Genomic DNA, 18824 nt, shown 5'->3' on the forward strand with positions numbered 1-18824 from the left:
TTTTATGGTCTCCCGATAGCTATCGGGAGTAATCGCTCAATCTTCATTGGTGTTTGCTTACGCAAACTTCTTGTTAATGGCGATTTCATAGTATTATTTTTTAACTTCAACTTGCATATTCTTCAACTGTTCCAAGTAATCTCTTTGGTTGGAAAGCCGTGGGATTTTATGTTGTCCACCTAGTTTGTTGTTTGCCGCCAACCAATCATAAAATAAATTTGGTCTTGCAACGTTTATTTTTAATTGATTTAATGTCATGTTATTATAACGTTTGGCTTCATAATCAGAATTTAAAGATTGCAAAGTCTCGTCTAATATTTTTGTAAATGCCTCAATATCTTCTGGTTGTTTTTTAAATTCAATCATCCATTCATGAGCGCCTTTTTCTTTTACTTTCATAAAAATAGGAGCAACTGTGTAGTCAATAACTTCTGATTTTGTGATTTGACATGTTTTGGCAATAGCTCTATCAGTATTTTCAACCATCAATTCTTCGCCAAAAACATTTATATGATGTTTGGTTCTTCCTGAAACTCTAATTCTATAAGGTTCTAAAGAGGTAAACCGAATAGTGTCTCCAATCATGTAACGCCAAAGGCCAGAATTGGTTGTTATAACTAAAGCATAGTTTTTAAACAATTCCACATCGGCCAATCGTATTATTTTTTGATTTGGAGTCCCAAAAGTATCCATTGGAATAAATTCGTAGAAAATGCCATAATCCAGCATCAACAATAAATCATTCGAATAATTCAAATCCTGAATGGCAAAAAATCCTTCGCTGGCATTGTATATTTCGTAATACTTGAAGTTATTTTGAGGTAAAATCTTTTGATATTGTTCTCTATAAGGTTCGAAATTTACACCACCATGAAAATAGACTTCCAGATTTGGCCACAAATCAAAAAGATTTTCTTTTCCCGTTTCGGTCAAAATTCTGTTGAGTAAAACCAACATCCACGATGGAACACCAGCAAAACTAGTTACATTTTCGGCTTTGGTTTCGTTAATGATAGCCGTGAGTTTGGTTTCCCATTCGCTCATTAAAGATATTTTATTACTTGGCGTGCTACTAAATTCTGCCCAAATAGGCATATTTTCAATCAATATGGCAGATAAATCACCAAAATAGGTATTGTTGTTTTCATAAATTTTAGAACTTCCGCCAAGACGCAAACTTTTGCCCAAAAACATATCGGAGTTTTCATTATTGTTCAAATACATACACAACAAATCCTTACTTCCTTTATAGTGACAATCTTCTAATGCTTCGTTGCTCACAGGAATAAATTTACTTTTGGCATTGGTAGTACCACTCGATTTGGCAAACCATTTTATTGGTGTATTCCAAAAAACATTTTGCGCCCCTTTTCGAGTAAGCTCTATCATCGGTTCCAAATCTTCATAAGTAGAAACTGGAATTCTTTCCGAGAAAGTTTTATAGGATTTGATACTTTCAAAATCATATTTCTGTCCAATAACGGTCTCTTCCGTAGAACGAATTAGATTCATCATCAATTCTTCCTGAACTTCATGAGGATATTTTAAAAACAACTCAATTTGATGAATGCGTTGTTTCAAAACCCAAGAAGCAATTGAATTTATTATTGGAAATGGCATTTTGATTTAGGAATTTCGATTTACGATTTAGGATTTGTAACTTTACGCTAAAATAGGAAAAAAATCCTAAATCCTTATTCCTAAATCCAAAATAAAAGATGACTTACGAAGGCGTTCTCACCAAAATGCAAACCGAATTCTCCAATCCCATTCAGTATTTTTTGGTTTTTGAGAATAGTTTTTTGAGTTTAAATCAGTTGTTAGACAAATCGTTGGAAATTACTTTTCAAGGATATCAATGCTTGAATTGTGGCAAAAAGAAAAAGATTTTCCGTCAAGGATTTTGTTATGATTGTTTTATGAGTTCGGCAGCTGCAGGCGATTGGATTATGAAACCTGAGTTGAGTACCGCACATTTGGACATTGAAGATCGCGATTTGGACTATGAAAAAAGAGTGCAATTGCAACCCCATATTGTATATTTAGCTTTGTCAAGCGAAGTAAAAGTGGGCGTTACTAGAAAAACCCAAGTGCCAACACGATGGATTGACCAAGGCGCAGTGCAAGCTATTCCAATTGTAGAAGTTCCCAATCGTTACTTGGCCGGAATTACCGAAGTGGCGCTAAAAAATCAGTATGCTGATAAAACCAATTGGCAAAAAATGCTAAAAATGAATCCCGAAACCTCGGGACCATTTATTGATTTAATAAAAGAAAAAGCAAGTTTAAAATACCTTATTCCAAAAGAAGCGCAAGAATATTATGATTTGAATTCCAACAATTTATATGAATTGCATTTCCCAGTTTTGGAATATCCAACAAAAGTATCGAGTTTAAATCTTGATAAATCGCCTAATTTTTCAGGAAAACTTACTGGAATTAAAGGGCAATATTTACTGTTTGAAGACGGAACCGTTTTTAATGTTCGTACTTTTGAAGGTTATGTGGTGAAGATTTCGCTATGATTTTAGAGGGATGATTGCGGATTTTTGATTGCTGAAGTTTTAAAATATCCCCAAAAATTGTCATTCCGAGGAACGAGGAATCGCATCAAACTGTCTATAATATATGAGATTCCTCCATCGTCGGAATGACAAATAAATAAAAAACTACTCCGTTTTCTTGGGCTCTTCTTTTTTCTTCTTTTTGTTATTAAACAATCCGTTTAGTAAATCGTTTGCCTTTGTTTTTATATCTGTCTTTACATCAGTTTTGGTGGTGTCACTTTTGGGTTTTGTGGCATTTGAAATGATAGAATTCAAAGAATTTGTTCCTTGATTAATCAACTTTTCTTTTTGCTGTTTGACCAAATTGTTGACTAAAGCTGTCGTGGCTTGTTTAACATCAGTCGTGACTTTTGGGTTTTGAAAATTCCCAGTAAGCATTGCATTTATTGGAATAGTTTCAAATTTTTTAGCATCGGATGGCGATAATTTTGCAAGTAAATTATTGATTTCTGTTCCTAAATATTTGGCTGGAACATCCAGTTTTACATTATAATTCATCACTTGGTCAAAACCATGAGTTCCTCCAATAGTTGCTTTAATATCTTGGTACTTGATATCAAACGGTTTCACGTTCACTTTTCCATCTTTGAAAGTTAATGATGCTTTTAAATCATTAAGGTTTAATTTTTTCAAATCCACAAATCCCAATTTGTCATCCAGAGCGGTGAGCATTGCTGAATTACTTGAATTTACTGTGGTAGAAAGTAATTGACCAGTCAAATCTCCAGTTAAAGTATTCAAATCAGGTGTCATTTCCTTTTCGTTTAAATTTCCTGAAACATTGATTTTAGAATTTAATTTTCCATTGATAACACCAGCAATAGGTGCTATTTTTTTCATCATGTCCAATTGGGTAAATGTCTGCATGATATCAACATTATTCATGCCTAAATCCATATTGAATATTGGTGTTTTTTCTTTAGTGGAAACAGCACCATTAAAGCCGATTGAACCACCAAAAATATTGGTTTTGCCATTTTCTAAAGTTGCTTTTTGGTCTTTGATAATTAGTTTCCCCGAAACATCTTTCAGGATTAAATTATCATATAAAACCGTGTTAGCTTTTGCTGTCAAAGTACAATTTAAGAAAGCTGGAATTTTCATAGCATCAGGTTGCTTTTTCTCGGTTTTTGATGCATCATTGGTTGTCATAAAATCTGCTACAGCCAATTGATTGGCATTTAAATTAAAATTTCCTTTCAACTCTTGATTTTTAAATACAAAACCATAAAAGTTATCTAAAACACCCGTTACAGCCAAATCACTTTTGCCGGTTGTAGCATTGAATTGTTTCAAATTTACTCTGCTTGGATTGAATTCCATTAATGCTCTACTAATTTTCATTGTTTTGCTATTTTCATCAGTATAGTTGAATCCAGTTAAATCAATAGTTCCCGCATTTTTAATATTGGCATAATCACTTTTTTCTACAGCTTGCATATCGAATGCTGAGGTTACATCGGCTTTTAAAATTCCTGTCAAAGGTTTGTCTAATTTAATGGGATACGCTTTCGTTACATTACTTAGATTGATAGTTCCTTGCAACGCCGCATTGACTATAGCATTTTCGGAAATATTTTTGATTGTAGCTTTTGCATTAAAAACATCTTGGTCTATTTGGAATGACAATTTAGCCAAATTCACATAAGTATCTTTCATTACGCCAGTTTCATTGATGATTTTAGTATCAATAATGATGTTGCGAACCGATTTAGGTAAATTTGGATATTGAAACGAAGCATTGTTAGAAGCAATTTCGATATTGAATTTTGGAACCGAAGTTTCGGAATACAACCCTTTGGCAAAACCAATAACGGTGAAATCTCCACTGGTTTTCACTTCTTTTAAATTTCTTGAATATTTTGCTGGTACTAATCCTAAAAAGTTTTTAAAGGAGGAAGTAGGTGTTTTAAATTTTAAATCATAGTCTTGTCCGGCATCAACCAATTGTATAAATCCATCAAATTCTAAAGGCAATTCATTGATTTTTGCTTTGTTTTCTTTGAAAGAATATTTGCTTTGGTTTAAATCAATTCCGAGAATGGCATCCAATGAAATGGCAACATTTTTCATATAATTTACCTTGTCCATGTCGAGAGAAACTTTGGTTGTAGTTGTGGTTACTAAATCCAATTTTGAAGCAGTAAAATCCCCTTTTCCTTTATGATTAATACTGTCAAGAACCATTTTGACTTTAGATTTTTCATCATAATATTTAAACTTGAAATTTTCAACGGAGTATTCTTTTATTTTTAGCGAAAGCGGTTTGCTTTTTCCCTGTTCTTTGTCTTTGTTTTTCAAGGCAATGTCATAATTACCAATTCCATCTTTGTTGAAAATAATATTGATGAAACCGTTTTTTGATGAAATTCCGTCAATTTTCATCGGTTCATTATCCCCTTTAAATAATTCTTTGATAGACATTTTTAAATTTAATTCTTCAAAAGCTGCCAAAGTATCTCCTTCAAATGGCGCTTTATTGATTATAGAAAGTTTCTCAATGGTAACATTTGCATTAGGAAAGTTTTTAAATAAACTCAAATCAGCATCGGCGAAAGCTACTTTTGCATCCACTTTTTCATTGATAACTGTTTGGATTTTAGCTTTGATTTGGTCTTTAAAGAAATACGGAATGGCAAACGCCGAGATTAGTAATATCAAAACAAGTATTCCAATGATTTTTAAAATTTTCTTTACCATAACAAATGAATTTTTAGTGCTGCTAACAGTAACAAAAGTAATGCCTTTCAATTGTAACACTGTTACATTTTAAAAAAGATTTATGATTATTGAGAAACATATTTTTGAGAAATTGTTAGTAATCACTTCATTGTATTTAACGATATTCTGAAATAGTTTTAGTTAATTTGTGCTTCTATGAATATGCAACATCAAGTCATTTTATCGTTGGGCACAAATCAAGGCAATCGCCTCGAAAACATTGTGTCTTGCATTGATGGTTTACATAATGAAATTGGCACTATAATTAGGGTTTCAAAGCTTTATGAGTCACCTTCCTGGGGTTTTGAAAGCGACAATTTTTACAATTGTGCTGTAGTCATGCATACTCATAAAACAGCTCATCAAATTTTGGAAGAATGTTTGTTGCTTGAAGAATCTTTGGGAAGAATTCGTCAAGATGCACAAGTTTACCAAGCTAGAATTATAGATATTGATGTCATTGCTTTTGATGAAGAAATTATTGCTTCCGAAAAACTGACAGTGCCACATCCCGAAATGCAAAACCGATTGTTTGTGTTATTGCCCATGAAGGATTTGAATTTGGATTGGCGTCATCCTATTTTGCAGAAATACCTTCATGAATTATTGGTGGTTTCAGAAGACAAAAGTAATTGTAAACTGGTTCAAAAACTGGAGATTCCTATTGAAAAAATAAAACTCAACCATTTCAATTATATTGCTATAGAAGGAAACATTGGAGCTGGAAAAACAACATTGACCAATAAACTTGCCGAGGATTTCAATGCCAAAACTGTGTTAGAGCGTTTTGCGGATAATCCGTTTTTACCAAAATTCTATGAAGACCAAAATCGCTATGCTTTCCCGTTGGAAATGTCTTTTTTGGCAGACCGATACCAGCAAATTTCGGATGATTTAGCCCAATTTGACTTATTCAAAGACTTTATTGTAGCCGATTATCATATTTTTAAATCATTGATTTTTGCTAAAGTTACTTTAGCCGAAGATGAGTTTCGTTTATATAAAACCATGTTTGATATTATTTATAAAGAAATGCCCAAACCTGATTTGTATATTTATTTATACCAAAGTACAGAAAGATTGCTAGTTAACATTAAAGAAAGAGGGCGTCCCTATGAACAAGAAATTCCAGCGGAATATTTGGAAAAAATTAATATCGGATACCTTGATTATATTAAATCACAACAGAATTTGAACGTTTTAATTATAGATATAACCGATAGAGATTTTCATAACAATCAGGAAGATTATATTTTTATTCTAAATGAAATTCAAAATAAAATCTCGAATTAATAATTGTTGCGCCTTTTCGCCTTTCAAGTTCGATCCATCTTTTGAAATAAATCCCAAATTACAATTCCAGCACTTACCGAAATGTTTAAGGAATGTTTTGTGCCCAATTGTGGTATTTCAATAGAACCATCACATAGTTCAATCGCTTTTTGAGAAACGCCATACACTTCATTGCCAAAAACTAGTGCGTATTTTTTGTTTTTCTCCACTTGAAAATTTTGAAGGAAAATCGCATTTTCAACTTGTTCTACAGCGAAAACAGGGACGTTTTCGCTTTTCAATTTATTAATTACATTTAGAATATCTTTTTGATATTCCCAAGCAACGGTTTCAGTAGCACCAAGCGCTGTTTTGTGAATTTCTTTATTGGGCGGAATGGCTGTAATGCCGCAGAGATAAATTTTTTCAATTAAAAAAGCATCGGCAGTTCTAAAAACTGATCCTATATTATGAAGACTTCTTATGTCATCAAGAATAATAATTAAGGGTGTTTTAGTAGCTTCTTTAAAAGCTGTAACCGATTTTCTTTCTAATTCTTTGTTTTCTAGCTTACGCATCTTTTTTATTTCAAATAATTTGACGTATTTGTCAAGAGTGGCAAAGATATTCAAAAAAAAACTCGTCTCATTTTTAAAACGAGACGAGTTTTTCTTGAATTATAATTAACTAAAATTAGCTTTTAACTGGAGTAGCACTTTCTGTAGCTGGAGCTGGTAAAACGGTTCCTTTGATAGTAAGAACTTTGGTTTCTTGTCCAATTGCATTAGATTTTACTGTAACTGTTTTAGTAAAAGCACCAGGCCTTGCTGTATCATATTTTACACCAATAGTTCCTTTAGCACCAGGAGCAATTGCACCTTCCGGCTTTGATGGAACAGTACATCCACATGAACCTTGAGTGCTTTCAATGGTTAATGGTTTTGTGCCGTTGTTAACAAATACAAATTCTCTACTTCCTTCAGCATTGTGAGGAATTGTTCCATAATCGATGGTTTCATTTTCAAAAACCATTCCAGCACCATCTACTTTTGGAGTTTCTACTTTAGTGGCAGTAGTTTCTTTTTTTACAACTTTTTTTGCTGTTTGGGCACTTGTTGTCGCAACACCGAAAACAGTAATTGCAGCGAATAGTATTAATTTTTTCATTTTTATAAGTTTTTATGTTTCTGATACAAATCTATCTAAAAAAGAAAGTGGTGTCATTTTTTTTATCTTAATATTAAATTAATTTTTTTTAAGATGTCTATTCATTCTAAAATATTTAAATTCGCTTTCACTAAAATATAATTCAAATCCATTGTCAGCCAAAGAAACTCCAATAAAGGAAACGCCATTAATGAAGCAATACAACGAGATAAAAAGAAAATATCCCGATGCATGTTTATTATTTAGAGTGGGCGATTTTTATGAAACTTTTGGTGAAGATGCCATTAGAGCTTCAAAGATACTCGGAATTGTTTTGACTAAACGGGGAGCTGGTAGTGAAACCGAAACAGCACTGGCTGGTTTCCCGCATCATTCCTTAAATACCTATTTGCCAAAATTAGTTAAAGCCGGACTTCGAGTAGCCATTTGTGACCAATTGGAAGACCCAAAAATGACGAAGACTATTGTAAAACGAGGTGTAACCGAATTGATTACACCAGGAGTTGCAATGAACGATGAGGTTTTGCAATCAAAATCAAATAATTTTTTGGCTTCCATTTATTTTGGTAAAAAACAATTGGGAGTAGCTTTTTTGGATGTTTCTACAGGAGAATTTTTAACAGCACAAGGCAATGAAGAGTATATTGATAAGTTGTTGCAAAATTTTAGTCCGAGTGAAATTTTAATTCAAAAGAATAATAAATTACATTTCAAAGAAGTTTTTGGAGATAAATTTAATGTCTTTTATCTCGAGGATTGGGTATATAAAGAGGATTATGCGCTTGAAACTTTGACCAATCATTTTCAAACTAATTCTTTAAAAGGTTTTGGAATTGAAGAATTGCTAGATGGAATTATAGCTTCGGGTGCCGTTTTATTTTATTTATCCGAAACACAACATAATAAAGTGCAGCATATTAGCAGTATTCAGCGTATTGCTGAAGATGCTTACATTTGGATGGACCGATTTACCATTCGAAACTTAGAATTATACCACAGTCATTCTCAAAATGCAGTAACACTTTTGGATGTAATCGATAGAACGCTTTCGCCAATGGGTTCTCGACTTTTGAAACGCTGGTTGGCTTTGCCTTTAAAAGACATTCATAAAATTAGAAATCGTCATGAAGTGGTTTCTTATCTGACAGAAAATAAAGAAATTCTTCAAAAAATTCAATCCCAAATCAAGCAAATTTCCGATTTGGAACGTTTGATTTCCAAAGTAGCTACTGGAAAAATATCACCTCGGGAAGTGATTTATCTCAAAGAATCTTTAGATGCCATAATTCCAATTAAAAATTTAGCATTGGAAAGTAAGCAAGAAGCTGTTCGTGTAATTGGGGACAGTTTGCATGGCTGTGATTTACTTAGAGAAAAAATTAAAACAACGCTCAATCAAGATGCTCCAGTTGCTATTGCCAAAGGAAATGCTATTGCTGTTGGGATTAATCCTGAGCTAGATGAACTAAGAAACATCTCATACTCAGGTAAAGAATATTTAGAAGGAATTGAACGAAGAGAATCTGAATTGACCGGAATATCGTCTTTAAAAATTTCCTTCAATAATGTTTTTGGGTATTATATTGAAGTTAGAAATACCCATAAGGAGAAAGTTCCTGCTGAATGGATAAGAAAACAGACTTTGGTTAATGCGGAAAGATACATAACAGAAGAATTAAAAGAATACGAAACCAAAATACTTGGTGCCGAAGAAAAAATTCATCAAATCGAAAGTCAATTATTTGAACAATTAGTAAGTTGGATTGCCACATACATCAAGCCAGTTCAACTCAATGCCAATTTGGTTGCGCAATTAGATTGCCTAACTTCTTTTGCACAATTGGCAATTGAGTGTAATTATGTTTGTCCAATTCTAGACGAATCCTTTGAATTGGAAATTACAAATGGTCGTCATCCGGTTATTGAAAAACAACTACCTGTTGGTGTTCCTTATGTCCCCAATGATGTTTTTCTGGATAGAGAAACACAACAAATCATTATGATTACTGGACCCAATATGTCTGGTAAATCCGCTATTTTAAGACAAACTGCTTTGATTGTTTTATTGGCACAAATGGGTAGTTTTGTTCCTGCCGAAAAAGTGAGAATGGGTATTGTGGATAAAATCTTCACACGTGTTGGTGCCAGCGATAATATCTCTATGGGCGAGTCTACTTTTATGGTAGAAATGAATGAAACCGCATCAATATTAAATAATATCTCCGAGAGGAGTTTAGTTCTGCTTGATGAAATAGGCCGCGGAACCAGTACTTATGACGGAATTTCAATTGCATGGGCAATAGCTGAATTTCTTCATGAAAATCCCGCCAGACCAAAAACATTATTTGCAACACACTATCATGAGTTGAATGAAATGAGTGAATTGTTGCCGAGAATACAGAATTATAATGTTTCGGTAAAAGAATTAAAAGAAACCGTACTTTTTATAAGAAAGTTAGTAAAAGGTGGAAGTGCCCATAGTTTTGGTATTCATGTAGCAAAAATGGCCGGAATGCCACAAACAGTTATTCAAAAGGCACAAAAGCTATTAAAGAAATTAGAAAAAAATCACTCCAGTGATGCACTTAATACAATTAAGTCTTCCAAAGAGGATATGCAACTCACTATTTTCAGTATGGATGATCCATTATTGGAAGAAATCAGGGAAGATATTTTGAGTTTAGACATAAATACTTTGACTCCAGTTGAAGCATTGATGAAGCTAAATGAGTTGAAAAAGATTTTGTTAAAAAAGTAAACTACTGCGGGAGTTTTTGCAAATCAACGGATTAGATTTTCTAGTTGTTTTTTCAAAAAAAGGTTTGCATAATTCAATTTTAGTATTACATTTGCATCCGCAATACACAATAAGTATTGCAGTTCTAACAAATATTGTGAATGCGAAAATAGCTCAGTTGGTAGAGCGCGACCTTGCCAAGGTCGAGGTCGCGGGTTCGAGCCCCGTTTTTCGCTCAAAATAACGTTATGATGGATTCGTTTTTAAAATGAAGTCTTCATAGAGTATAAAGCTCGGATGGGGAGTATATTTAATTAATTTTTTTTAAAAATTAAACCATCAAAAAATCATTCAGCTCGAGTGGTGAAATTGGTAGACACGCTGGACTTAAAATCCAGTGAACAGCAATGTTCGTGCGGGTTCAAGTCCCGCCTTGAGTACAGAACCTCTGACGAAAGTTAGGGGTTTTTTTGTGGCTTCTTTATAAAAAATAGTAACAATCCCATTGACATATTAAGGAATCTCTAAAAAAGGGAATCGAATCAATTACAGTTTTGAAAAACAAAAAGTGAGATTCCTACGGAATGATAAAACAGTGTAAGTTTATTGCAAAAAAAAAGCCATCACGCACAAGCGGATGGCTTTAAGTCTTTAAAAAAATTAGTTGGTGTACTAATTATTTTTTTACTTCTTCTTTAACAGCTTCTACAGCAGCTTCAACTTTTGCAGCAGCAGTGTCAACTTTTGCAGCAGCAGTGTCAACCATTGCAGCAGCAGTGTCAACAGCTTCAACAACAGCAGTGTCAACCGCTTCAGTAGCAGCAGCATCAGCTTGTTTACAAGATACTACAGTTAATGCAGCAACGATAGCTAAACTTAAAAATACTTTTTTCATCTTACTTAAAATAAAAGGTTAATTATTAATTCGAGGCAAAGATATAAATTTTTTAATAGGTTAAAATATTTTTTCAACTTTTTTTCAAAAACCTATGTTTGCTCTGCTTTTTTATTTAACAACAACCGTGCCAAAACCAAAATTATTCTTTTATTTTAATTTGGGATAATTTTCATCTCTTTAATTAGGTTTTCTGCGCCAGCAAACTTATCAATTATGAATAAAACATAGCGTATGTCAACCATTATGTTTCTACAAATTTCGGGAGAATAATATATATCACTCATCGTTCCTTCCCAAACTCTATCAAAATTCAAACCAATCAAGTTTCCTTTAGCATCTAGCGCTGGACTGCCTGAGTTTCCTCCTGTTGTGTGATTGGTTGCTATAAAATTAACAGGCATTTTTAGCTCCGCTCTGTCGAGTCCTTTCACTCCATAATTTCCATAATTTTTTGTATTATACAAATCAATTAGTTTTTGGGGAACATCAAACTCATAATCGCCTGGAACGTATTTTTCCATCACACCTTCCAGATAGGTGAACGGTTCATAGGTAATAGCATCATTGGGTTTATATCCTTTTACTTTTCCGTATGTTACACGAAGTGTGCTATTGGCATCAGGGAAAATGCGAGCTGATTTTGGACTTAATTCCAAAATGGCTTTCATGTATGTCCGCTGTGTTGCACTATTTTTTAAGTTCAGTTCATCATATTTTGGCATTACATTTTTAGTGTGAGCATCTGCCATTGCCTTTAAAATTTGATATCCTTTATCGGCATTAATTTTTTCGATGACAGTTTTAGAATCACCTTCTAGCAAACTTCTAAAATCTTCTAGATTTGTTAACTTACTGTTGTTGTAAACATCAGTAGTTAATTGCGAAGCATTAAGATTTTTCAATTCATTGGGTAAAAATTGAGAAGGCAATCTTTTGGCATAAATAGCAATTAATTGTTCAAACACATTTTTATCAACATTTACATTATAATCTTTATAAAAATCTACAATTCCATTGGATAAATTATTTTTTCTATCAGTGAAAGCTTGTTCTCCTTTTGTTTTTAATATTTGTTCTAATTGGTATAAACGATAGCCATTTTGAAGTATTTCTGTATTTCGTAATGCCACTTCTGTAAATAAATCTCTTGCCAAAGCATAGTCTTTTATTTCAGCGTAATTTTTTTCAAAATCGCGCAATAAATTACCGTATGCTGCTTCCTTTCCTGCTTTGATAACTTTTTGTTGAAAATCGGTTTCAAATTTTTGTTTAACTTCTACTGCATTGGATTTTTTGAGTCCTTTGCTTTCGCCAATCCATTTTTTCCAATAGTTAGCTACACTGGCGTATTTGGAAGCATATTGAATTTTGATGGCTTGATCTTTTCGCATAAAACCATCTTGTACTTTCAAGGCGGCATCACGCACTTCAATTTTTGCTGGATTTAAGGTATTTACTATTTGTTCAACAGCAACTGCCGGTAAATATTCTTGAGTTCTTCCTGGAAAACCCATCACCATGGTGAAGTCATTTTCTTTAATTCCTTTTATTGATAATGGGAAGAAGTGTTTTGGCTTATAAGGAACATTGTCTTTTGAATATTTAGCAGGTCGATTGTTTTTGTCAGCATATATTCTAAACAATGAAAAATCGCCTGTATGTCTGGGCCAAACCCAATTATCAGTATCAGAACCAAATTTTCCTATAGAACTTGGTGGCGCACCAACAAGTCGAACATCTTCATAATTTTCGATAACAAAAAGTAGGTATTGATTTCCGTCAAAAAATGGACGAATGCTGTTTTCTTGCCAAGTTTCTTTGGGTAATGTTTTATTTAATATACTTATGTTCTCTTGAATTTTTTTCTGTTTTTCAGCTTCAGAAGTCAAAGTAGTTGTTCCTTCTAACACTTTTGAAGTAACATCTTCAATTCGGATAATGAATGTAACATACAAGTCTTTGTTGGGCAATTCTTCCTCCATTTTGTATGCCCAAAAACCATTGGTTAAATAATCATGTTCGACAGTTGAATGGCTTTGTATGTTATCAAAACCACAGTGATGATTGGTTAAAATCAAACCTTTGTCCGAAATGACTTCTGCAGTACAACCACCATCAAATTGTGGTACGGCATCTTTCATACTAGAATGATTTATTGAATAAATGTCTTCGGCACTAATTTTCATGCCTAATTTTTTCATTTCGCTTTCGTTCATTCCATTCAATAAGGATGGAATCCACATACCGCCTTGTTGGGCATTGACTTGAACAAAAATGAAAAGCAGAAGTAATTTTAGAAATTTCATTGTTATAATATAATTGAATTAAGTGTTTGTATTTTATAAATTGTTACTAATATGTCTCAAAATAACTTCCGTTGCGCCAATATTCATTTGCACAAAAGTTTCACAAATATGCCCTTTTTCGTGACGAATATCTTCATTGGAAATCAAATTCTCAAAAGAATCATTTAATTGGTTTTGATTTGAAATAGAAATGCATCCTTCCAAATTTATCAATGCTGTTGCTTCGGCAAAATGCGAATAATATGGTCCAATTACTATTGGAATACCAAAAGTTGCCGGTTCCAAAATGTTATGTAAACCTTTATTAACAAAACCACCACCAACATAAGCAATATCAGCATAACTGTATATTTTCGTTAAAATTCCGATGGTGTCGATGATAAAAATATCATAGTCATTAAAGGGCAAATCACAATTTGTTCCAATATCAGAAAATAAAACTGTTTTTTTTGTAATGGAATTTTTCAACTCCTGAATTTGTTCTGATTTAATATTGTGTGGCGCAATAATGAATTTTACATTTTCATTTGTTTGATTAATGAAATTTACTACTATCGCTTCATCTTTTGGCCACGAACTTCCAATTACAATTGTAGTTGTATTGTCTTTAAATTGCTCTATGAAATCCAAAGAATTATCCCGTTCTAATATAGAAATTACTCTATCAAATCTAGTGTCACCAGAAACTTTTACGTTATTGAATCCAATACCTTGAAGCAATTTTTTTGAGCTTTCGTTTTGCACAAAAAAGTAATCGAACGTTTTTAATGCATTTCTATAAAATCCACCATACCAACTGAAAAATGCTTGATTTTCTCTAAAAATTCCGGAAATCAGATACGTTTTCACATTTGCTTTTTTCAATTCATTCAAATAATTAGGCCAATATTCATATTTGATAAAAAACACTAATTCGGGACAAACGAGTCTAAGAAATTGTTTTGCATTTGATTTTGTGTCTAAAGGTAAATACACTGTAATATCTGAAATAGTATTATTTTTTCGAACTTCATACCCTGATGGGGAAAAGAAAGTTAGGATAATTTTGTGATTTGGAAATTGCAATTTGATTTTTTCCATGACAGGTAATCCTTGTTCGTATTCGCCAAGTGAAGCTGCATGAAACCAAATGGTTTGGTCTTTGGGATTTATTGCGCTTGCTAGTGTTTTGAAAACGTCTTTTCTGCCATTGACAAATAACTTTATTTTGGGACTGAAAAGCGCAATAATTTTGAGAATAAATTCCGAAAAATAGACGAAGAGATTATATAGAAAAAGCATCAAGGAAATTTTTTGTAGATGTCTTTGCGGTGTTCAAACGTTAAAAATTTTATTTGCTTACCTATCTTTTCTATTCCAATTCTGTAGTCACCTATTTTTATCCTGTAATAAACTTTGAACCCAGATAGTTTTTTTATGTTGGAAATTTCAAGAACTGAGTTTGCTCGAACCACATCATCAATTGTATCTTGAATTTTTTGAAGCAAATCTTCATTTTTCAAATTTTCTAAATTCTTGAGAAAATTTCTAGTGAAATCTACTTCCATCTATTCAATACTTTTTGAACATCTTCATAAGTTACACTGGGTGAATTTTTACATTCGTCCATCATCAATCCTAAATTTCTCTCTACTTTCAATTCATATTCTGTCGAATTTTCATCAATAAGGTCATTTTTAGAAGTTATTTTTTCTACTTCAATACCAATTTTTTTGGCAAGACTAATCAATAAGTTCATGTCTTTTTTTGAATTGGATTTAAAAAGTACCGTTTCCATAGTATCATTTATTTTATACAAATATAATAAATATGTTTCTAAAATATAATCCCTATTTTTGCCAATTATAAGTTTAAATCATGAGAAAAATTCAAATGGTTGACCTCAAAAGTCAATATGATAAAATAAAAGATACAGTCAATACTTCTATTCAGGAAGTTTTAGATACAACAACTTACATTAACGGACCAGAAGTTCATAAATTTCAAAAAAAGCTTGAGGAATATCTTGATGTTAAACATGTAATTCCGTGTGCCAACGGAACAGATGCTTTGCAAATTGCCATGATGGGATTGGATTTAAAACCTGGCGATGAGGTAATTACAGCCGATTTTACGTTTGCAGCTACAGTTGAAGTGATTGCTTTATTACAATTAACTCCCGTTTTGGTAGATGTGAATATGGTAAATATGAATATTTCTATTGAGGCGATTAAGAAAGCGATTACGCCAAAAACCAAAGCCATTGTGCCAGTACATCTTTTTGGAAGAGCCGCCAATATGGAGGCGATAATGAGAATTGCCAAAGAACACGATTTATATGTAATCGAAGATAATGCGCAAGCGATTGGTGCCAATTGCCGATTTTCGGACGGGACAAAAAAGAAAGCAGGAACGATTGGTCACGTAGCTTCTACATCATTTTTTCCATCTAAAAACTTAGGTTGTTATGGCGATGGTGGTGCTATTTTTACTAACGACGATGAACTAGCGCACAAAATTCGTGGCATTGTAAACCACGGAATGTATGTGCGATACCATCACGATGTGGTTGGCGTAAATTCTCGTTTGGACAGTATTCAAGCAGCCGTTTTGAATGCCAAATTACCTTTCTTAGATGCTTATGGAAAAGCACGTCAAGAGGCAGCTCGCAAGTATTCGAAAGCTTTTGAAGGGCACAAAAACATTATTGCACCAAGTATTTGTGATATTTGCGATTGCCATGTTTTCCATCAATATACGTTGCGAATAATCGATGGCGATAGAAACGGTTTGATGGAACATTTGTTGTCAAAGGGAATTCCGTGTGCTATTTATTATCCAATTCCGTTGCATTCCCAAAAAGCATATGCTGATATTCGATATAAAGAAGAAGATTTTCCAGTTACCAATCAATTGATTAAAGAAGTAATTTCTTTGCCAATGCATACTGAATTAGACGACGAGCAGATTAAATTTATAACGGATAGCGTTTTAGAGTACATTTAACAGTTTTCAGTCTCAGTTTCAGTCTCAGTGACTGCAAACTGCGACTGCTACTGTCAACTAATTAATTATGAAAATACTAGTTACAGGAGGTTTAGGATTTATTGGTTCGCATACGGTTGTTGAATTGCAAAATCAAGGTTTTGAAGTTGTAGCCATTGACAATCTTTCTAATTCTTCAATTGAAGTTTTGGAAGGAATAGAGAGAATAACAGGTAAGAAACCCATTTTTGAGAATATTGATTTACGAGAGAAATCATCGGTTCAGAATTTCTTTAAGAAGTACCAAGACATTGTTGGTGTAATTCATTTTGCGGCTTCAAAAGCTGTGGGAGAAAGTGTTGAAAATCCTTTGCTTTATTATGAAAATAATATCAATACATTGGTCTATGTTTTACAAGAACTAACAAAATTGCCTCAAGCCAATTTTATTTTTAGTTCTTCTTGTACTGTTTATGGTCAAGCCGAAAAAATGCCTATAACCGAGAATGCATCTGTTCAACCCGCTATTTCACCTTATGGAAATACAAAGCAAATTGGGGAAGAAATCATTCAAGATGTTGCCAAAGTAACCAATGTCAACTCCATTTTATTACGTTATTTTAACCCCATTGGCGCGCATCCAAGTGCCGAAATTGGGGAACTGCCCATAGGTGTTCCACAAAACTTAGTTCCCTATATTACCCAAACAGGAATTGGCATACGAAAAGAACTTTCAGTTTACGGGAATGATTATCCCACTCCTGATGGTACATGTATTCGCGATTATATTCACGTTGTAGATTTGGCAAAAGCGCATGTTATTGCTTTGCAACGATTGTTGAATAAACAAAATGTAGAAAAAGTGGAAACTTTTAATTTAGGCACCGGTACAGGAAGTTCTGTTTTGGAAGTTATTCATGCTTTCGAAAAGGTATCGGGTCAAAAATTACCTTATAAAATTGTAGACAGAAGAGAAGGCGATGTTATTGCTGCCTATGCCAATACCGATAAAGCCAATGCTGTTCTTGGTTGGAAAGCCAAATCATCGCTTGAAAAAGCCATGTCCTCTGCTTGGGATTGGGAACAAAAAATTAGAAGTTAAAACTCTTATAGTTGGCTTAAAAAACGTCCTAGATTAGATTGTTTTTTTATTTCAACATTTCATAATACGCTTTCTCAATACTTTCCTGATGGTTAGGATGTGCAATCCTAATCATTTCGGCTGTGCGTTGTTTCAAGGTTTTGCCATACAAATCGGCGATGCCATTTTCGGTAATGATGTATTGCACATGAGAACGAGTGGAAACGACTCCTGCTCCTTGTTTTAGATAGGGAACTATTCGGCTTTCGCCTTTTTTGGTTATTGATGGCAGGGCAATAATGGCTTTTCCGCCTTCGCTTAAAGATGCTCCACGAATAAAATCCATTTGTCCACCCACACCAGAGTACATTTTGGCACCAATAGAATCAGCACAAACTTGCCCTGTTACATCCACTTCGATAGCGGAATTGATGGCTACCATTTTAGGATTTTTACGAATGCGTGCTGTGTCGTTCACCATAGATGATTCCTTCATTTCGATAAACGGATTATCATTTACAAAATCATACAATCGCTTGGAACCCATCAGAAATGTGGCTAAAATTCTTCCGCGCAATGTGCCTTTATAATTACAAGTAATCACACCACTTTCGATTAAATCAATCACACCATCAGAAAACATTTCGGAATGGATACCTAAATCTTTGTGATTTTTTAGTTTACTTAATGCGGCATCTGGTATAGAACCAATTCCCATTTGCAACGTGCTTCTATCTTCAATTAAAGAGGCAATAAATCCTCCTATTTTCTCTTCTTCTTTAGTAAAAGGAACCACTTCGTGAGCATAAATGGGCACATCAACTTCCACCAAATAATCGATTTCGGAAACGTGAATAATCCCATCGCCAAACGTTCTTGGCATTTGAGGATTGACTTGAGCAATCACAATTTTCGCATTTTCAATAGCCGCAACAGTAGCTTCCACTGAAACACCAAGCGAACAATACCCATGTTTATCAGGAGGAGAAACATGGATAAAAGACACATCAATTGGCAGTACATTTTTCCGACACAAATTGGGCAATTCACTGAGGAAAACTGGTGTGTAAGATCCGTTTCCGGCTTTTACTGTATGACGCTCATTACAACC

The 18824-nt window shown here is 33.5% G+C and carries 15 protein-coding genes and 2 tRNA genes; 7 read left to right on the forward strand and 10 right to left on the reverse strand.

Features of this window, described 5'->3' with window-relative positions; translation table 11 throughout:
• Positions 1-93: 93 nt before the first annotated feature.
• Positions 94-1620 (reverse strand): GH3 auxin-responsive promoter family protein, encoded by a 1527-nt coding sequence (locus tag ACK5ON_RS12110; protein ID WP_396175872.1) that lies wholly within the window; start codon positions 1618-1620, stop codon positions 94-96.
• A gap of 98 nt (positions 1621-1718) precedes the next feature.
• On the opposite strand from ACK5ON_RS12110, the gene ACK5ON_RS12115 reads away from it, so the two are divergent.
• The gene (locus ACK5ON_RS12115; protein ID WP_409822860.1) at positions 1719-2525 is read left to right on the forward strand and encodes a DUF2797 domain-containing protein; all 807 of its coding nucleotides are present in this window, start codon (positions 1719-1721) and stop codon (positions 2523-2525) included.
• A 144-nt stretch (positions 2526-2669) separates the two neighbouring features.
• Here ACK5ON_RS12115 and ACK5ON_RS12120 read toward each other — a convergent pair whose 3' ends face one another.
• Positions 2670-5267 (reverse strand): AsmA-like C-terminal region-containing protein, encoded by a 2598-nt coding sequence (locus ACK5ON_RS12120; RefSeq protein WP_409822862.1) that lies wholly within the window; start codon positions 5265-5267, stop codon positions 2670-2672.
• Between the two features lie 177 nt (positions 5268-5444).
• Between ACK5ON_RS12120 and folK the strand changes: the two genes are divergently transcribed.
• Entirely contained in the window at positions 5445-6581 is a 1137-nt protein-coding gene (gene folK, locus ACK5ON_RS12125; RefSeq protein WP_409822865.1) for a 2-amino-4-hydroxy-6-hydroxymethyldihydropteridine diphosphokinase, read from the forward strand.
• A 23-nt stretch (positions 6582-6604) separates the two neighbouring features.
• On the opposite strand, the gene ACK5ON_RS12130 is transcribed toward folK, so the two are convergent.
• Both ACK5ON_RS12130 and ACK5ON_RS12135 read right to left on the reverse strand, forming a co-directional pair.
• Entirely contained in the window at positions 6605-7138 is a 534-nt protein-coding gene (locus ACK5ON_RS12130; RefSeq protein WP_409822868.1) for an RNA methyltransferase, read from the reverse strand.
• Positions 7139-7253: 115 nt separating this feature from the next.
• Positions 7254-7727 carry a DUF1573 domain-containing protein gene (locus ACK5ON_RS12135; protein ID WP_396173243.1) on the reverse strand — a complete coding sequence of 158 codons (474 nt, stop codon included), beginning with the start codon at positions 7725-7727 and terminating at the stop codon, positions 7254-7256.
• A 151-nt stretch (positions 7728-7878) separates the two neighbouring features.
• Between ACK5ON_RS12135 and mutS the strand changes: the two genes are divergently transcribed.
• From mutS to ACK5ON_RS12150, 3 genes are all read left to right on the forward strand, one after another.
• Entirely contained in the window at positions 7879-10485 is a 2607-nt protein-coding gene (gene mutS / locus ACK5ON_RS12140; RefSeq protein WP_409822871.1) for a DNA mismatch repair protein MutS, read from the forward strand.
• 142 nt (positions 10486-10627) lie between these two features.
• Positions 10628-10700 (forward strand) — tRNA-Gly (locus ACK5ON_RS12145).
• A 118-nt stretch (positions 10701-10818) separates the two neighbouring features.
• Positions 10819-10904 (forward strand) — tRNA-Leu (locus ACK5ON_RS12150).
• A 236-nt stretch (positions 10905-11140) separates the two neighbouring features.
• Here ACK5ON_RS12150 and ACK5ON_RS12155 read toward each other — a convergent pair.
• The 5 genes from ACK5ON_RS12155 to ACK5ON_RS12175 form a co-directional block, all read right to left on the reverse strand.
• Positions 11141-11359: a hypothetical protein gene (locus ACK5ON_RS12155; protein WP_396173246.1), complete on the reverse strand. Its 219-nt coding sequence runs from the start codon at positions 11357-11359 to the stop codon at positions 11141-11143.
• Between the two features lie 155 nt (positions 11360-11514).
• On the reverse strand, positions 11515-13668 hold the full coding sequence (locus ACK5ON_RS12160) for a S46 family peptidase (protein WP_409822874.1): 2154 nt from the start codon (positions 13666-13668) through the stop codon (positions 11515-11517).
• A gap of 33 nt (positions 13669-13701) precedes the next feature.
• Positions 13702-14949 (reverse strand): 3-deoxy-D-manno-octulosonic acid transferase, encoded by a 1248-nt coding sequence (locus ACK5ON_RS12165; RefSeq protein ID WP_409822876.1) that lies wholly within the window; start codon positions 14947-14949, stop codon positions 13702-13704.
• Positions 14949-15215: a type II toxin-antitoxin system RelE/ParE family toxin gene (locus tag ACK5ON_RS12170; RefSeq protein WP_396173252.1), complete on the reverse strand. Its 267-nt coding sequence runs from the start codon at positions 15213-15215 to the stop codon at positions 14949-14951. Before ACK5ON_RS12170 ends, ACK5ON_RS12165 begins: the two co-directional genes overlap by 1 nt.
• Positions 15206-15445, reverse strand: a complete 240-nt coding sequence (locus tag ACK5ON_RS12175) for a hypothetical protein (RefSeq protein ID WP_396173253.1) — start codon at positions 15443-15445, stop codon at positions 15206-15208. The genes ACK5ON_RS12170 and ACK5ON_RS12175 overlap by 10 nt, the downstream gene beginning before the upstream one ends.
• Before the next feature lie 80 nt (positions 15446-15525).
• Here ACK5ON_RS12175 and ACK5ON_RS12180 point away from each other — a divergent pair, with 80 nt between their 5' ends.
• Together ACK5ON_RS12180 and galE are read left to right on the forward strand one after the other, a co-directional pair.
• Positions 15526-16653, forward strand: coding sequence for a DegT/DnrJ/EryC1/StrS family aminotransferase (locus tag ACK5ON_RS12180; RefSeq protein WP_409822880.1), 1128 nt, complete (start codon positions 15526-15528; stop codon positions 16651-16653).
• A gap of 67 nt (positions 16654-16720) precedes the next feature.
• A complete protein-coding gene (galE, locus tag ACK5ON_RS12185) occupies positions 16721-17734 on the forward strand; it encodes a UDP-glucose 4-epimerase GalE (protein WP_409822883.1) in 1014 nt (337 codons plus the stop codon).
• A 46-nt stretch (positions 17735-17780) separates the two neighbouring features.
• On the opposite strand, the gene ACK5ON_RS12190 is transcribed toward galE, so the two are convergent.
• On the reverse strand, positions 17781-18824 hold a 1044-nt coding region (locus ACK5ON_RS12190; protein WP_409822886.1), incomplete at its 5' end, for an acetyl-CoA hydrolase/transferase family protein.

The organism is Flavobacterium sp., from assembly GCF_046317795.1.
Taxonomy (GTDB): domain Bacteria; phylum Bacteroidota; class Bacteroidia; order Flavobacteriales; family Flavobacteriaceae; genus Flavobacterium.

Excerpts from the sequence above, each read along its gene's own strand:
- ACK5ON_RS12120 (WP_409822862.1), bottom strand. The coding sequence starts at position 5,267 with ATGGTAAAGAAAATTTTAAAAATCATTGGAATACTTGTTTTGATATTA.
- ACK5ON_RS12110 (WP_396175872.1), bottom strand. The coding sequence starts at position 1,620 with ATGCCATTTCCAATAATAAATTCAATTGCTTCTTGGGTTTTGAAACAA.
- ACK5ON_RS12165 (WP_409822876.1), bottom strand. The coding sequence starts at position 14,949 with ATGCTTTTTCTATATAATCTCTTCGTCTATTTTTCGGAATTTATTCTC.
- ACK5ON_RS12180 (WP_409822880.1), top strand. The coding sequence starts at position 15,526 with ATGAGAAAAATTCAAATGGTTGACCTCAAAAGTCAATATGATAAAATA.
- ACK5ON_RS12170 (WP_396173252.1), bottom strand. The coding sequence starts at position 15,215 with ATGGAAGTAGATTTCACTAGAAATTTTCTCAAGAATTTAGAAAATTTG.
- ACK5ON_RS12130 (WP_409822868.1), bottom strand. The coding sequence starts at position 7,138 with ATGCGTAAGCTAGAAAACAAAGAATTAGAAAGAAAATCGGTTACAGCT.
- ACK5ON_RS12160 (WP_409822874.1), bottom strand. The coding sequence starts at position 13,668 with ATGAAATTTCTAAAATTACTTCTGCTTTTCATTTTTGTTCAAGTCAAT.
- galE (WP_409822883.1), top strand. The coding sequence starts at position 16,721 with ATGAAAATACTAGTTACAGGAGGTTTAGGATTTATTGGTTCGCATACG.
- ACK5ON_RS12135 (WP_396173243.1), bottom strand. The coding sequence starts at position 7,727 with ATGAAAAAATTAATACTATTCGCTGCAATTACTGTTTTCGGTGTTGCG.
- ACK5ON_RS12155 (WP_396173246.1), bottom strand. The coding sequence starts at position 11,359 with ATGAAAAAAGTATTTTTAAGTTTAGCTATCGTTGCTGCATTAACTGTA.
- folK (WP_409822865.1), top strand. The coding sequence starts at position 5,445 with ATGAATATGCAACATCAAGTCATTTTATCGTTGGGCACAAATCAAGGC.
- ACK5ON_RS12115 (WP_409822860.1), top strand. The coding sequence starts at position 1,719 with ATGACTTACGAAGGCGTTCTCACCAAAATGCAAACCGAATTCTCCAAT.
- ACK5ON_RS12175 (WP_396173253.1), bottom strand. The coding sequence starts at position 15,445 with ATGGAAACGGTACTTTTTAAATCCAATTCAAAAAAAGACATGAACTTA.